The organism is Bacillus cereus group sp. RP29, assembly GCF_040459765.1.
Lineage (GTDB): Bacteria > Bacillota > Bacilli > Bacillales > Bacillaceae_G > Bacillus_A > Bacillus_A paranthracis.
Genome location: NZ_JARVHN010000001.1, coordinates 3,395,006 through 3,410,025, shown reverse-complemented (window position 1 = coordinate 3,410,025; position 15,020 = coordinate 3,395,006). Strand labels below are relative to the sequence as shown.

The following is a 15,020-nucleotide window of genomic DNA, read 5'->3' as shown; positions in this document are numbered from 1 at the left end:
GTATGAATATGAATGTAGTCATTATAATGAAACTGCATCGTTTAAGCAATTTTTTTTGAAACCTTTCAATAATGTAAGGTTTTTGTCATTTGAATCGATGGAAGGGATTTCCGTACTTTACTAATATAAGAACATAGTTAGTAGAAGGGCGGAGAAGTAATATGAATATTAGAGAACTCGCATATCGGAATGTGACGCGAAATAGACGAACATATTCAGCATATTTTTTAAGTAGTGCATTTGCTATTATGGCCTTTTTTGTTTATTCGTTTTTTGCGTTTCATCCGGCATTAAGTGCTGGAGAATTGGGACGATATGTGTTCGTAAGTATGTCTTTTGCACAGTCCATTATTTACTTATTTACATTTTTCTTTATTTTATATTCGATGGGAATGTTTTTAAAAACGAGAAAGCGTGAACTAGGAATTTTAATGATGTTAGGTATGACGAAATATCAATTAAAGCGTCTTATCTTTTTTGAAAATATTATGATTGGAATAGGGGCAATTATTTTTGGGATACTTGCTGGAATGCTATTTTCCGGAATATTACTATTTATAGCTCCAATGATATTAAAGTTAGATATTTCCTTACCTTATTACATTCCAATGAAAGCCATTGTTGTAACGAGTATTATGTTTTTCGTATTATTTATGATCATTTCATTGTTTAGTGCAGGAATGATTCGAAAAAATAAAATTATGAAATTGTTTAGAGGATCGGCAGAAGCGAAGCCGGAACCGAAAGCATCCATTATTTCTTCTATATTAGCAGTTATATTGCTTAGTGCCGGATATACAGGAGCGCTTATGTCACACGGTGCAATGGTATTTATCATGATGATTCCTGTTACAACGGTAGTCATTATTGGTACGTATTTGCTGTACAAGCAGTTGAGTGTTTTTATTATTAGACTATGTAAAAAAAGTAAACGTTTTTATTGGACACAGACAAATATTATTACGTTGTCAGATTTAGCTTACCGTATGAGAGATAACGCAAGAATGTTCTTTATTGTAACGATAATTTCAACTGTAGCATTTTCAGCAATAGGTACATTAGTTGGCTTTACATCAATGACAAAGGCGGTTATGGAGAGACCAATTGCGTTTCACTATCATTCTAAGCAAGGAAATAGTAATGAATCACAGCATTTGAAGATGATTGACGAAGGGTTAAAGAAACATAGTATAGCAGCTTCAAAAACTAATATTTCAACAAAGAAAACGGAGGAGCAGTCGTTAAGAAGCGCCACGTTTATAAAGGAATCAGACTATAAGGAATATGCGAAGTTAACAGGAGAACCCTTTCATGAGGGATCCAAAAAAGAAGTTTTATTTTTGGCAGTTGATATACCAGGACCACCGATGAAAGAAAGAAAAGAAATTACGTTGCCACATTTGAATGAACCTTTAAAAGTGAAAAAAATTAATACGTCTTCATTAAGTAAAATAATAAGAGGTAACGTTTATGTAATCTCTAACAAGCAGTATGATGCATTACAAGATGGATTTAAAGAGGAAAAAAATTATGTATACAAAACAGAGGGAACGAAAGATGAAATTGAGGTTGGGAAAGAACTAACGCATCAGATGAAACCTTACGAAGAACATGCAACGTTTAGTGCAGAAGAGTACGCACAAAACCAAAGTTTACAAATTGCAGGACCAATTCTATTTGTAGGTTTCTTTATCGGTATTGTATTTTTCGTATGTGCAGGAAGCTTCCTTTATTTCCGTTTGTTTTCTGACTTGGAGGATGATACTCGTTTGTTTGAAATGATTCGAAAAGTAGGCTTAACAAGTGGAGAATTATCGAAAGTAGTTACAATTCGATTGGCGCTTTTATTCTTTGTTCCAATAGGTGTTGCAACATTACATGGGGCAGTAGCGTTAACTGCACTCGGACAGATGTTTGAGTACTCACTATTTAAAGAAAATGCGATTGTATTAAGTATTTTCGTAGGAATTCAAGTTGTATATTTTTTACTGATTCGATTTCGTTATTTAAAACAATTGAAAGAGAGATTACGTATTCGTTAAATGTGTTTTTTTAACTTGAGTACAAAATTTTCTAAAAAGAGGCAGGTATTACCAAAAAGTGATAAAATGGAAAAAGCGAGGTGAAAAAATTAATAAATAGTAAGGGAGGAAGTAATATGAAAGCAACAGGAGTTATTCGAAAAGTAGACGAATTAGGACGAATTGTAATTCCTAAAGAATTACGTGATGTATTGGGAATACAAATTAAATCACCGCTTGAAATTTTCGTAGAAGAAGACAAAGTCATTTTACAAAAATATCAACCTTACAATGCTTGTCAAATAACAGGTGATGTTTCAAATCAAAACATATCATTAGCAAATGGAAACATTACTGTTAGTATAGATGGAGCGAAATATTTAATAAAAGAAATAGAGAAGTTTTTAAACAAGAGTGAGGCTTAGTCTTAATTTATATTATTTTAAAAATTTCATATCATTCTTGAAAGACAGTAAAAGGACCAATTTAGTGGTCCTTTTATTTTGGTTATTGGTTGTACCAATCGGATTTTTGATGTCTACAAATTACGAGATAAATAAAAGAGTAGTATAAATTTCGTAAGCCTTATTGAGAAACATTTTTAAGGAAGGAAAACGAAACACATAAAACGAATGTTACATGTAAGTGTTTTCAAAAGTGGTCTGAAATGAAAATAATATATTTTCAGGAGGGATTACAATGAATAGTAGTACAGCGAATAAACAAAAAGGTATACAATTGATTCCTTTTACAGTAGATAAGGTGGTTGAACAAGTAAATGAAATTCCGCCAGGTGTACAACTCATTCATGCTCCACAAGTATGGGAGAAGAGTACAAAAGGAAAAGATATTGTTGTTGCAGTATTAGATACAGGGTGTGATATGAATCATATAGATTTAAAGGATCGTATTATCGGCGGAAGAAATTTCACGAAAGATTACGAAGGAGATCCAAATATTTATCTTGATAATAACGGACATGGTACTCATGTAGCTGGGACAATTGCAGCGACTGAAAATGGAGTTGGTGTTTTAGGAGTCGCACCACTTGCTAAAATGTTAGTGTTAAAGGTTTTAGCAGGAGATGGTTCTGGAAGTTATGAGCAAATTATTGAGGCGATACATTATGCTGTAAATTGGAGAGGGCCTAATAAAGAAAGAGTTAGAGTCATTTCCATGTCACTTGGTGGCCCGCAAGATGTTCCAGAATTACATGAAGCAATTCAAAATGCGGTAAAGCAAGATGTTCTCGTCGTATGTGCTGCTGGAAATAATGGAGATTGTAATGATAATACGGAGGAACTAGATTTCCCAGGTGCATACTCAGAAGTAATTGAAGTGGGTGCCGTCAATTTAGAGCGGAAAATCGCATGTTTTAGTAATTCAAATCAAGAAATTGATTTAGTGGCGCCAGGCGATGAAATATTATCTACGTATCCTGAAGGGAAATATGCGGTATTAAGTGGAACTTCTATGGCCACACCGCATGTCGCTGGAGCACTGGCATTGCTCATAAAGCAGTGTGAAAGGGAATATGGTAGAAAGTTATCAGAACCAGAAATATATGCACAACTTATTAAAAGAACTGTACCTTTAGGATATGAACGTACATCTGAAGGGAATGGTTTATTAGATTTATTAAAAGAATAGAAAATACTAAAAAACATCTCATATTCATATGAGATGTTTTTTAGTATGGTTCTGTCGCATGTATTATGACATCTAATAAACCGGGGAATCTAGCATTTAAGTCATCTTCACGAATTGAAATGAAACGTTGAGTTCCTTCAAGGCGTGTATACATAACACCGGATTCACGTAAAACTTTGAAATGGTGTGATAAAGTTGATTTCGCGATTGGAATGTTTAACGCGCCACAAGATTGTTCGTTTTTTTCTAGTAGCATAGTTACAATTTGTAAACGAATTTGATCGCTAAGTGCATATAGAACAGAAGAGAATTGAATTTCTTCTCGATTTGGATGATAGAGAGTACGCATTTTTTCACCTGCTTGTATAAGTTAATATATTTGCACTATAACATATAAAATGGTATATTTCTATTGTTCGAATATATTCGAACAATAGAAATATAGGGGGGGAGAAAAAATGAAGTATACAAAATTGCAAAAGGCAGGACTACATATTTCAAAGTTGGGGTTAGGAACAAACGCTGTAGGGGGATATAATTTATATGCTGATGTGAATGAGGGAGAAGGAAAACAATTAATAGAAGAAGCTATGGAGCAAGGGATTACATTTTTTGATACAGCAGATTCATACGGTTTCGGCAGATCAGAAGAATTGGTAGGGGAAGTATTGAAAGGAAAACGTCACGAAGTTGTATTTGCTACAAAAGGTGGAATACAGCCGTTACTAAATGGAGAGGTTTATATGAATAATGAACCAAGCTATTTAAGAAATGCTGTGGAAAATAGCTTAAGAAGATTGCAAACTGATTATATTGATTTATATTATTTACATTTTACAAATCCAGAAACAAGTTAGATAGATTCAATTGGAGAACTTACTCGCCTAAAAGAAGAAGGGAAAATTCGTTCAATTGGAATATCTAACGTAAACGTAGAGCAATTAAAAGAAGCGAATCAGCATGGGCACATAGATGTTGTACAATCACCGTATAATATGTTAGATCGTACTGCTGGGCAAGAACTTTTGCCATATTGTATAGAATCAGGTATTTCATTTATTCCTTACGGGCCTCTTGCTTTTGGGATACTAGGTGGAAAATATACAGAAGATTTCAAATTGAATAAAGGAGATTGGCGTCAAAGTGTAAATCTATTTGAAGAGAATACATATAAGAGTAACTTTAAGAAAGTTGAAAAGTTAAAAGACATAGCTAAAGAAAAGGAACTCGAATTATCGCATGTAGCTTTAGCATGGTTATTAAACCAAAAAGGAATTGATACTGTTATTCCTGGTGGGAAACGAGCGGAGCAAATAAGAGAAAGTGTAAGAGCGGTGGAAGTTTCATTGAATGAAGATGTCATGAAAGAGATTGAATCTATTTTAGAAGATTAGTTGAAAGGAGGGATAATTCCCTCCTTTCATATAAAAGGAGAAGATTTAAATGAAAAGAGTACTAGCTGTATTCTTTACAATCATGTTTATGATCGGTACAGATACTTTCTTAATTTCACCACTTTTACCGACATTACAACAGGTGTATCATATTTCAATTGAGTTGTCAGGGTGGATGGTGAGTTCATATGCTGTAGGATATGCTGCATTTGCACTTATCGCTGGTCCTATATCAGATAGTTTAAACAGAAAAAAAGTGATGGTAATAGGAATGAGTTTTTTTGCATTAAGTACGTTTTTATGTGGAATTGCACCGAGTTTTCTATGGATGTTAATATTTAGATTTTTAGCAGGTGTAAGTGCAGCCTTTGTATCTCCACAAGTGTGGGCATCTATTCCTCTGCTTATAGAGAAGGAACAAATTGTAAAGGCAATTGGGATTGCAACAGCAGGATTGTCACTCTCTCAAATTTTAGGACTGCCAGTTGGATCGTATTTGGCAATGATACACTATACAACACCATTCTTCGTCATTGGTATATTATCAGCATTACTTGTCATTCTTATTTATGTAGTATTACCAGAAATACAACCGGTTCATATAGGTGAAAGTAAAACAAACATCTTAGAGCGCTATAAACAATTACTTACAGATTCAAAGGTTTCACTTTCTTATTTTGCATATTTTGTTTTTCAAACTGGTAATTTTGCTGCATTTTCATTTTTCGGTGTGTGGCTGTCTATTCAATTTGGCTTGCAAATTCATGAAATAGGAACAGCTATGCTCGTATTAGGATTAGGAAATTTAACTGGTAATATTTTTGGTCCTAGAATCGTAAATAAAATTGGTTATAACCTTTCTTTCTATGGTGGAATTATATTTACAGCAGTGCTATATGTATTACTCCCTCATGTAAATAACATTATATTTGTGGAGTTATTATTCTTTGTTTTATTTTTTATGACAGGAATTTTGTTTGTATTAATGATGAGGCACTTACAAAACATATCTATCGTAGCAAGAGGAACAGGAGCGGCTCTAGCTAATGCTTCTATGTATATTGGTCAAATGATTGGAGCGGCAATGGCAGGAATGTTATTTGCAGCATCTCACAATTTTATATTTGTAGGTAGTTTTACTGCGTTATTATATATTTTAGCTTTATTTCTGTTTAGAAAAAGTGAAAGACTAACTGAGAATCGTGAAACAGGAATTGCGTCATAAAGTCTTTACAAATAAAAAAAGCCCAAAAATAAAAATCCCTATAGAGATAGGGATTCATATATCGGCATATAGCTCCTTGGAAAAGGATATACTGAGTATAACATATAGGACTACTTATAATTGTGAAATAGATGTGAAAGTAATGTGAAAAATAACATAATAAAAAGCACTGTTTTAGCTAATGAACTAAAACAGTGCTTTTCTCTTTGATTGAACAGTTGCTGCATTTTCATCATGTATGCCTGCATCTTTAATAATTCGTTGTTTAGCTTTATTTAATAGATGGTTTACTGCTTCTCCAAAATAGTTAGCTTCGCTTTTTGTGCGGGCTTCTCGTAAACATTTATAGTTTTCTAGCAGTTCCTCTTTTTCAGTGTCTGTTAAGAAATCTTCTATTTTCTTTTTTGTCATACGAAACACCCTTTCTTCTGACAAACGACGCAATAGAAAATATTTATTGTTTATTATAGCAATAATTTTCAAAAAAAGTATAGACTAACGTCGCAATAATTTGTCAATTTCTTGAATCTTCTCATCAGCTTTCCCGATTTGCGTATTTTTAGCCTGTTCGCCACCAAGAGCTTGATGTAGTAAAAAAGTCTGACCGGAAATAGCAGTCACAATGGATACTTTAATAATTTCTTTTATTAAGGTGACATCAAATAAAACGAGTCCAAGAAGTGCAGCTAGACTACCAGTGAAAATATCAGTCAAAAACCCAAAGTGAAAAAAAGTCTTCAAACGGCGTGGAAGCAATAACTTACCTTGGTTATTGATTAGATGGGAAACGAAACCGGTAATGCCACCAACGAGTATAGCAGTTAGCCATTGATACATTTCCATCGAATCCACTCCTTTTAGTGAATAAGATTCGATTATTTTATATTGATTCCTTTTAATATTTCATAGAAGCATATTGAGAAAGTTTGTTTGGTTTTTGTTCTATATTCAATTTAATTATATGAGAAAAATCTGATATATAGGAGTCTATTATACGAAGCAGTTATTCCTTAATATGAATGTAAAAAGGGTTGCGTGATATGAATATAGATTACCGAATAAGAAGTGTGGATGGTTATACAAAAAATATAGGGGAATTAGTAAGCATGCTGGAGCATACAAGGGCTGTAGCATTCCTGGAAATAAGAGATCTATCGGTTGAGTAATTAGATTTAATGATACCGAGTGGAGGGAATTCCATTGGAGCGTTACTAAAGCATATAGCAGCTATTGAAAAAGCACATCAGCTTATTTCATTTCAAGAGCGTGACTTTACAAAGGAAGAATTAGAAATATGGAAAGACGCACTGTATTTAGGCGAAGTGGGGAGAACAATCCGTGGTCATGAAATAAAGTATTATGTACAGCTTCTACAAAGTGTTCGAGAAGAATCACTGAAGTATTTGAGTGAACAAGATGATGCATGGCTAATGTCAGAAAGAAAGTGGCCTAACGGTGTAGCGCATAACCAGTACTATCTATGGTTTCATGTGCTAGAAGATGAGATTAATCACCGTGGACAAATTAGAATGATGAAAAATAAAATGTTTGAAAATTAAGTTAAATAAGGTAGCTTTTTAAATAAATATTCCATATAATGAGAGTAATTAAAATGAGAACGGGGTGATGTATTATGGCGAAAATAACTTATATGAATCATAAACCAAATACAAAGGTGGATGGAAAGGGCGAGACTATATAAGGGAGCGCACGATCCTTCCGCTTAGCTTAAACTAGGGAGGATATCAATTTGAATCAAAATATTTTAGAATCGTTCGGCTGGGGTTCTTTTTTTGAGGAACAAGCTGTTGAGAACTTTGAAGTAGGACGAATTTTACTTGAGCATAAGCATATATATCGAATTATTTGTAATGATGGTGAATATATGGCAGAGCTGTCTGGAAAGTTTCGACATGAAGCAGTAACGAAGGGAGATTATCCAGCAGTTGGTGATTGGGTGTATATAAAGAAAATAGAGAATGAGAAGAAAGCAATTATTCATCGTATTTTTCCAAGGAGAAGCTCTTTTTCTAGACAAGAGGCTGGTACTCGAACGGAAGAACAAGTAATAGCAGCAAATGTAGATTATCTATTTTTAGTGAATGCACTTAATCATGATTTTAATGTAAGAAGAATGGAACGTTATTTACTATTAGCGTATGAAAGCGGTGCAATGCCTGTAATTGTTTTAACAAAGAGTAGCTTATGTGAGGACATAGAGCAGAAAATTGTTGAAACGGAAGCTGTGGCAATTGGTGTTCCAATCTTCGTCGTTGATAGTGTAGAGCATACCGGTATTGAATCGTTGCAGCAATTCGTTACTTCAGGAAAAACAATTGCTTTAGTCGGGTCATCAGGGGTTGGGAAATCTACTTTGTTAAATGCACTTATAGGAATTGAAGTAGCAAAAACGGGAGATATTCGTGAGGAAGATAGTAAAGGAAGGCATACGACAACTCATCGTGAATTGTTCCGATTACCGAGTGGTAGTTTAGTTATTGATACTCCGGGTATGAGGGAGCTGCAGCTTTGGGAAGGAAGCGATGTGATTCAAACAACATTTTCTGATATTGAAGAACTAGCAAATACATGCCGTTTTAGGGACTGTAAGCATGAAAATGAGCCAGGGTGTGCAGTGCATAAGGCAATTGATAACGGAATGATTACGATAAATCGATTGCAAAGCTATAAAAAATTACAAAGAGAACTAGCCTATTTTATGAGAAAACAAGATGCTGTTCTTGCAAGAGCAGAGCGTGATAAGTGGAAAAAGATTTCTAAACAGCATAAAAAAATGTAAAAAACCAAAGGTATATTCCTTTGGTTTTTTACATTTGTAAATTTTATAATAATATTATTCAAATATATAGACAAATAGAATTTATTTGTTTAAACTTTACAAAGTATTCATCATAATAGGTTATGAAAATAATAATTAGGGAATGGGAAATATTTATAATTCACAATATTTATCTTATAAAATTGAAAAGCAGGAGGTTTGTAATGGGTAGACTATTAAATTGGTTTCGTGATATGAAAGTAGCAAAAAAACTACTAATTTCATTTTTCGTCATTTTAATTGCAGCTGTCTCTATTATTGGAGGCATGTCTTATCAAACAACTAAAAAGAATTTTGAATCACAAATTACGAGTAGTGCTCACGACAATATAAAAATATTAGATAATTTAATCAATCAAATGATTGAGGCAAAATTTAATGATATAAATAATTTTGCGCGAGTGATTCAAGGGAATATGTATCAAGGGGAAAATCAAGATGAATTAAGAAAGATGTTATCTCAATATATTAATTTAAATAAAGATGTTGAACAAGTATACGTTGCTGGAAATGATAAGAAATTTGTGCAAGAACCAAATATACAAATGGCAGCGGACTATGATCCAACAGAACGTTCTTGGTATAAAGATGCAGTGGCAAAACAAGGTGGTATTGTAATTACTGAGCCGTATAAGGCAAAAGGAAATGGACATATTGTCGTAACGATTGCAAAACAAGCAGAAGATAAAAACGGTGTTGTAGCGATAGATTTAAGTTTAGATAATTTATTAAAAACAACGAAGTTAATTAATATTGGTAAAAAGGGATATGCTTTCATTTTAGATGGGAAACAAAAAATAATTGCACATCCTCAAGAGAAGTCAGGAGAAAAAGCATCTGATTCTTGGGCCAAGAAAATTTATGAAGATAATCATGGTGCTTTTTCATATATGTATGACGGTAGCGAAAAACAAATGGTATTTGCTACAAATGTAAAAACAGGTTGGAAAATTAGTGGGACGATGTACTCAAATGAAGTAATTGAAGCTGCGCAGCCTGTATTTTATAATATGTTAATTGTTATGTTCATTTCATTAGTTATAGGAGGGGCACTTATTTATTTTGTGACACTTTCTATAACGAAGCCATTAAAAAGATTAGTTGTCACTTCTAAAGAAATAAGTGAGGGAGATCTAACGCAAACCATCGAAATTCATTCTAATGATGAAATTGGTCAACTTGCAAAAGGATTTAATGAGATGACTGATGCATTGCGAACATTAATCGGAAGAATTAATACTTCGGCTGGACATGTTGCAGCAGCATCAGAAGAGCTAACGGCAAGTGTAAGACAAGCGAGTGAAGCGACTGAGCAAATTACAATGGCAATGGATGAAATATCGAGCGGGGCAACAACACAAACAACAAGTGTAGAAAATGGTGCAATGTTACTATTTAATGTAACAGAAGGAATTCAACATGTAGCAAATAGTTCATCATCAATTAGTACGGCTTCTGCGCATACTCGTGAAAAAGCAGAAGATGGTGGAAAACTAGTAGGAAAAACAGTAAATCAAATGCAGTCTATTGCAGAATCTGTTTCACAGTCAGATGAAGTTATACAGTTATTAAATAATAAATCAAAACAAATTGGTGACATACTGGAAGTCATTCAAAATATTGCAGATCAAACAAATCTTCTAGCTTTGAATGCGGCAATTGAAGCTGCAAGAGCAGGAGAGCACGGAAGAGGATTTGCAATCGTTGCAGATGAAGTACGTAAATTGGCGGAGAAGTCTAGCGTATCTTCTAGTGAAATTAGTAAATTAATAAGTGAAATACAAGATGACATGAGTAAGACGGTAAAATCAATGGGGCATGTAAATGAAGAAGTTCAATCTGGACTTGTAATTGCGAATGAAACGAAGCAAAACTTTACTGAGATTTTACAATCTACAAACGAAATTGCCGATCAAATTAAAACGATGGTTGAAACGGCTAACGGGATGTCAAAAGGTGCAAATGAAGTGTCTATTTCGGTAGGACAAATTGCAATGACAGCGCAGAATAATGCGACGAGTACTCAAAACGTTGCAGCATCAGCGGAAGAACAATTAGCTTCGATGGAGGAAATTGGTTCTGCAGCTGGTACGCTTTCTCAAATGGCTGAAGAGTTACAAGTATTAATTGAAAGATTTAAAGTTTAATAGAGAACAGACTACTCCAAGATAGCAGTATGCTATTGGAGTAGTCTGTTTTTTTTGTAAAATTAAATAGAAATACACAATACTTTTATGAGGTTTAAATATATATTTTGTATAATATTTGTCGAAAAATAAAGGTATTTGTTAACTTTGTGTATAATTATAATCATATAGAATACAAATAAAAGGAGATTCGTATGGGAGTGTATTGGGGGACAAAAAGACATTCTTGGCTTAGTTATGTCTCATTTTGGTTAAGTATTTCGTTTTTCATTGTTTTTCTCATTGAAGTGTTTATTTTAAAAGCACTTTCAAATAGTTCGGTGCAAATTGTTAAATACTTTTATTTTATATTTGTACCAGTAAACATCTTTCTTAGTTTAAAGTTACTCTTTAAGAAGAATGAAAAGAAAGCATTACCTATTTTTAGTTTCATTGTATCATTAGTATTTACAATTTTAATACTAGTATTAGCATTAGCAGCTACTGGAAAGTTCTTTTAAGGAGAGTGATGTAAGTCACTCTTCTTTTTTTGTTATTGTAAGGAAATACTAAGCGGAGGGTAAGAGTGCATTTACTTATGTTTGGTAGGATTGGTAATGTTTGGAAGTATATTAAGAAATACAATGAGAGACAATTTATATAGCAATGAATAGAATCAGCTGTTTTATATGCAGTATGAAGCAAATGAATACGGTAAAAACGGCGATATATGGTACAATACATATGGATATTGATAGAGATAAAGGGTATATAAAATACTCATCGTTTTTTAGTAAGAGAGGGGTTATCTTATGCTATACGAGGATTTGATGACATTGTTTCAAGCAGCTCCGAAAGAAGAAGGTAGAGGCGGCTGGAAATATATAATCCAGGAACGAAATGATAAATATGAAATTGTTAATGAAATGTTGAAAAATCAAATGAGTGTTGAATTGTATTTTAATGAATATGATGAGGTGAAAATCACTTTATATAAAGAGGGAATGCCTATTTCGACGATGCAAAGAATTGCGATTTCAAAAGTTGAATTAGATGAAGAAGAAGAAGGGATTCAATTCGTTTTAGAACGTATGCCTAGTCGGATGATTCGGTTGCAATTAAAGCCGTATTTAGCACTCGAAATGGGGCCGTACTGGGAAGTGTGTGATGATTGTGAATGAACATATAAAAGAAGCATCCAATAACATGGATGCTTCTTTTATGTTTTTTGAAGTTGTTTAAAAGCAATAATCGGAAGTAAAACGATGCTAACCCACCCGATTATAGGATATAGAATGTGGAGTAATTCACTGTAACCAACATAACTAAAGCAATAGCTTATTAGTAAAATGAAGAAAATAATATTGTTATTTTTCCAGCCAGTGATGGATTGCATTTGTTTTGTCATTCCGAACACATTGCCAACTAAAGTTGTGAATACTTCACCGAAAATGATAAGAACAAAGAAAAAGTGAAAAGTGGCATTGAATTTTCTTATGACTTCAGCCATTGGAATGTTATATTGATAAAATTGGTCGACTGATAAGATAGCTAAATGGCTACATAATAATATTAAAGAAAGTCCTGCCCCACCTAAAATACCGCCCCATAAAATGGCCTTTCGATCTTTTACTTCACTGGCTAACGGGACGAGGACGCTTTGGGCGAGAGAAAGATTTAAGGCGACATATGTAATAGGACTAGTTATCCACTTCATATTCCAGCTTTCTGCAGGAATAGTGTTACTAATAGGAGTTGTACCGTGAAAAAACGTTGTAATAGCAAGTCCGATAATGAAAATCATCATAATAGGTACGACAAGTGTATTAACTTCAAAAACCCCTTGTAATCCGCGACTACCTATAATGAGACAGGCGATTACTGTAATGAAAATACCGAGTTGTCTTGGTAAACGAAGTTGCTCTTCAAATACCGCTCCAGCGCCTGATAACATAACGCTCGTTACACCAAATAATACGAGTAATAATAGTGTATTTACAACATTTCCAAATACATCCCCAAATAAGTATTTGTTAAATTCTTGCGCTGAAAATGCACCGATTTGCGAGGAGAGTAACATCATCTTTGTGCCAAGCCAAATAAAAAAAAATCCACTTACACATATACCAATAGTTCCATAAAATCCGTTCACTGTAAAAAATTCAACAATTTCTCGTCCAGTAGCAAATCCAGCTCCAACGACTGTTCCAATATAAGTAGCAGCGACTTTCTTTGCTACTTGCCATTGTTGATTGTCCATGTTATCCCTCTTTCTACTACGATGAGCTTGATTTACTATTATGCATATGTATGAGCTTGGACAATTAGACGTATGAAGTGTTTGAAAACATACATGAATTAATACATATTAGGGAAATATTAAAGGTGTTAAAACTTTGTTACATATAAGCTAATCGTTCGAAAGGATAGGAAATGTATGGTAACATGTAACTAGGTTATGAAAAGATAATCATTACAAAATGATAAGAGGAGTGGATTGTATGAGTACGAAAACAAATGTTGTTGAAGTATTAAACAAGCAGGTAGCAAACTGGAATGTGTTATATGTGAAACTACATAATTATCACTGGTATGTGACAGGACCACACTTCTTTACATTACATGAGAAATTTGAAGAGTTTTACAATGAAGCTGGAACGTATATTGATGAATTAGCAGAACGTATTTTAGCATTGGAAGGTAAGCCGTTAGCGACAATGAAAGAATATCTTGCAACATCTAGTGTGAATGAAGGGACAAGCAAGGAATCTGCAGAAGAAATGGTGCAAACATTAGTAAATGATTACTCAGCACTTATTCAAGAACTAAAAGAAGGCATGGAAGTTGCTGGTGAAGCTGGAGATGAAACATCAGCGGACATGTTGTTAGCAATTCATACAACATTAGAACAACATGTATGGATGCTAAGTGCGTTCTTAAAATAAAGTGAAACTTTAATCAGTGGGGGCTTACTGCCCATTAAAGCGGGATAAATATAAGAATATAAAGAAAAAAGTCATTGAAAAATTCTTTCAATGACTTTTTTGTGATTTTTCAGTTTTCTTTTATGCTATAATATAGTAAAAAGGAGGCGATGCGATGTTTCGCTTTTTCAAAACTAGAAAAGAAGAGCGTGAAATTACGAAAGATGAATTGGAACAAGCGATGGCTAAGTTTCTAGAAAAGAATGCTAATATCGTTTATACAGTATTAGTAAATGATGATTATACAGTGAATTATGATTTGTTAAAGCCGTATTTACCTGCATTTCCAACAAACCATTTTCTTATTACGAAGGAAACGCTTGAGGTATTTGAACATACAGAAGAAAACTTAAACCTAGTGAAAGAAATTGATATTGTACAAAAGGCAGTAGATCAGTATGTAACAGAAAAAGAAATGTTTCCAATTGTAGAAGGTAGTGAAGATCGCCTCATATGCGGAATGAAACTAGGACCTTACTTAGATCGTATATTAAAAAGAGACTTATATATTTCAGAAAAACATTATTTAGTTTCAAGTAAACCAGATAGAAAAAAACAAAAGAGTGGGTAGATGTATTGAGAACAACAATAAATATATTGTTGTCTTTTTTTTGGTTGTAAAAATATTTATTTTTCAGTCTATTAAACTTTATACTAAATTTATTGGGTAAAGAGGAGTAATAATTGAGTATCATTTTAAGAATAAAGTTATTGTTAGCTTGAGTTATATAACGATTACAGAATGATATAAAGGTTTGAGACATAAATATTATAACAGGTT

The 15,020-nt window shown here is 33.4% G+C and carries 14 protein-coding genes and 2 pseudogenes; 12 read left to right on the top strand and 4 right to left on the bottom strand.

What is annotated here, in order from left to right; all coding sequences use genetic code 11:
* Positions 1 to 161 precede the first annotated feature (161 nt).
* The 3 genes from QCI47_RS18170 (at position 162) to QCI47_RS18160 (ending at position 3,671) form a co-directional block, all read left to right on the top strand.
* On the top strand, positions 162 to 2,042 hold the full coding sequence (locus QCI47_RS18170; RefSeq protein ID WP_061130931.1) for an FtsX-like permease family protein: 1,881 nt from the start codon (positions 162 to 164) through the stop codon (positions 2,040 to 2,042).
* A 116-nt stretch (positions 2,043 to 2,158) separates the two neighbouring features.
* Positions 2,159 to 2,446 carry an AbrB/MazE/SpoVT family DNA-binding domain-containing protein gene (locus QCI47_RS18165; RefSeq protein ID WP_000648330.1) on the top strand — a complete coding sequence of 96 codons (288 nt, stop codon included), beginning with the start codon at positions 2,159 to 2,161 and terminating at the stop codon, positions 2,444 to 2,446.
* A gap of 274 nt (positions 2,447 to 2,720) precedes the next feature.
* The gene (locus tag QCI47_RS18160) at positions 2,721 to 3,671 is read left to right on the top strand and encodes a serine protease (protein WP_001089047.1); all 951 of its coding nucleotides are present in this window, start codon (positions 2,721 to 2,723) and stop codon (positions 3,669 to 3,671) included.
* 40 nt (positions 3,672 to 3,711) lie between these two features.
* Here the strand turns inward: QCI47_RS18160 and QCI47_RS18155 are convergent, their stop codons facing one another.
* Positions 3,712 to 4,020, bottom strand: coding sequence for an ArsR/SmtB family transcription factor (locus QCI47_RS18155; protein WP_001259915.1), 309 nt, complete (start codon positions 4,018 to 4,020; stop codon positions 3,712 to 3,714).
* A 109-nt stretch (positions 4,021 to 4,129) separates the two neighbouring features.
* Between QCI47_RS18155 and QCI47_RS18150 the strand changes: the two are divergent.
* Both QCI47_RS18150 and QCI47_RS18145 read left to right on the top strand, forming a co-directional pair.
* A pseudogene (locus QCI47_RS18150) lies at positions 4,130 to 5,065 on the top strand (aldo/keto reductase).
* Between the two features lie 49 nt (positions 5,066 to 5,114).
* Positions 5,115 to 6,290: an MFS transporter gene (locus QCI47_RS18145; RefSeq protein WP_074540774.1), complete on the top strand. Its 1,176-nt coding sequence runs from the start codon at positions 5,115 to 5,117 to the stop codon at positions 6,288 to 6,290.
* 186 nt (positions 6,291 to 6,476) lie between these two features.
* Here the strand turns inward: QCI47_RS18145 and QCI47_RS18140 are convergent, their stop codons facing one another.
* Positions 6,477 to 6,701 carry a hypothetical protein gene (locus QCI47_RS18140; RefSeq protein ID WP_000162601.1) on the bottom strand — a complete coding sequence of 75 codons (225 nt, stop codon included), beginning with the start codon at positions 6,699 to 6,701 and terminating at the stop codon, positions 6,477 to 6,479.
* An 84-nt stretch (positions 6,702 to 6,785) separates the two neighbouring features.
* Entirely contained in the window at positions 6,786 to 7,133 is a 348-nt protein-coding gene (locus tag QCI47_RS18135; protein WP_000426313.1) for a DUF4257 domain-containing protein, read from the bottom strand.
* Positions 7,134 to 7,330: 197 nt separating this feature from the next.
* Between QCI47_RS18135 and QCI47_RS18130 the strand changes: the two are divergent.
* From QCI47_RS18130 to QCI47_RS18110, 5 genes and pseudogenes are all read left to right on the top strand, one after another.
* Positions 7,331 to 7,849: pseudogene (locus tag QCI47_RS18130) on the top strand (DinB family protein).
* A 191-nt stretch (positions 7,850 to 8,040) separates the two neighbouring features.
* Positions 8,041 to 9,090 (top strand): ribosome small subunit-dependent GTPase A, encoded by a 1,050-nt coding sequence (rsgA, locus tag QCI47_RS18125; RefSeq protein ID WP_309422698.1) that lies wholly within the window; start codon positions 8,041 to 8,043, stop codon positions 9,088 to 9,090.
* 203 nt (positions 9,091 to 9,293) lie between these two features.
* Positions 9,294 to 11,276, top strand: a complete 1,983-nt coding sequence (locus QCI47_RS18120) for a HAMP domain-containing methyl-accepting chemotaxis protein (RefSeq protein ID WP_086707668.1) — start codon at positions 9,294 to 9,296, stop codon at positions 11,274 to 11,276.
* Between the two features lie 194 nt (positions 11,277 to 11,470).
* Positions 11,471 to 11,776, top strand: a complete 306-nt coding sequence (locus QCI47_RS18115) for a hypothetical protein (protein ID WP_000539567.1) — start codon at positions 11,471 to 11,473, stop codon at positions 11,774 to 11,776.
* 291 nt (positions 11,777 to 12,067) lie between these two features.
* Complete coding sequence (locus QCI47_RS18110) at positions 12,068 to 12,436, top strand: DUF3979 family protein (protein WP_074607232.1); 369 nt, start codon at positions 12,068 to 12,070, stop codon at positions 12,434 to 12,436.
* Positions 12,437 to 12,474: 38 nt separating this feature from the next.
* Here QCI47_RS18110 and QCI47_RS18105 read toward each other — a convergent pair whose 3' ends face one another.
* Complete coding sequence (locus tag QCI47_RS18105) at positions 12,475 to 13,515, bottom strand: YkvI family membrane protein (protein ID WP_048552123.1); 1,041 nt, start codon at positions 13,513 to 13,515, stop codon at positions 12,475 to 12,477.
* Positions 13,516 to 13,756: 241 nt separating this feature from the next.
* Between QCI47_RS18105 and QCI47_RS18100 the strand changes: the two genes are divergently transcribed.
* A complete protein-coding gene (locus QCI47_RS18100; protein WP_000105198.1) occupies positions 13,757 to 14,200 on the top strand; it encodes a Dps family protein in 444 nt (147 codons plus the stop codon).
* Positions 14,201 to 14,354: 154 nt separating this feature from the next.
* Entirely contained in the window at positions 14,355 to 14,810 is a 456-nt protein-coding gene (locus tag QCI47_RS18095; RefSeq protein WP_000488196.1) for a DUF3939 domain-containing protein, read from the top strand.
* Positions 14,811 to 15,020 lie beyond the last annotated feature (210 nt).

Bases quoted from the DNA above. Each gene is read 5' to 3' on its own strand.
- QCI47_RS18170 (WP_061130931.1), top strand. From the start codon at position 162: ATGAATATTAGAGAACTCGCATATCGGAATGTGACGCGAAATAGACGA.
- QCI47_RS18120 (WP_086707668.1), top strand. From the start codon at position 9,294: ATGGGTAGACTATTAAATTGGTTTCGTGATATGAAAGTAGCAAAAAAA.
- QCI47_RS18115 (WP_000539567.1), top strand. From the start codon at position 11,471: ATGGGAGTGTATTGGGGGACAAAAAGACATTCTTGGCTTAGTTATGTC.
- QCI47_RS18110 (WP_074607232.1), top strand. From the start codon at position 12,068: ATGCTATACGAGGATTTGATGACATTGTTTCAAGCAGCTCCGAAAGAA.
- QCI47_RS18140 (WP_000162601.1), bottom strand. From the start codon at position 6,701: ATGACAAAAAAGAAAATAGAAGATTTCTTAACAGACACTGAAAAAGAG.
- QCI47_RS18100 (WP_000105198.1), top strand. From the start codon at position 13,757: ATGAGTACGAAAACAAATGTTGTTGAAGTATTAAACAAGCAGGTAGCA.
- QCI47_RS18165 (WP_000648330.1), top strand. From the start codon at position 2,159: ATGAAAGCAACAGGAGTTATTCGAAAAGTAGACGAATTAGGACGAATT.
- QCI47_RS18095 (WP_000488196.1), top strand. From the start codon at position 14,355: ATGTTTCGCTTTTTCAAAACTAGAAAAGAAGAGCGTGAAATTACGAAA.
- QCI47_RS18145 (WP_074540774.1), top strand. From the start codon at position 5,115: ATGAAAAGAGTACTAGCTGTATTCTTTACAATCATGTTTATGATCGGT.
- QCI47_RS18155 (WP_001259915.1), bottom strand. From the start codon at position 4,020: ATGCGTACTCTCTATCATCCAAATCGAGAAGAAATTCAATTCTCTTCT.
- QCI47_RS18135 (WP_000426313.1), bottom strand. From the start codon at position 7,133: ATGGAAATGTATCAATGGCTAACTGCTATACTCGTTGGTGGCATTACC.
- QCI47_RS18160 (WP_001089047.1), top strand. From the start codon at position 2,721: ATGAATAGTAGTACAGCGAATAAACAAAAAGGTATACAATTGATTCCT.
- QCI47_RS18105 (WP_048552123.1), bottom strand. From the start codon at position 13,515: ATGGACAATCAACAATGGCAAGTAGCAAAGAAAGTCGCTGCTACTTAT.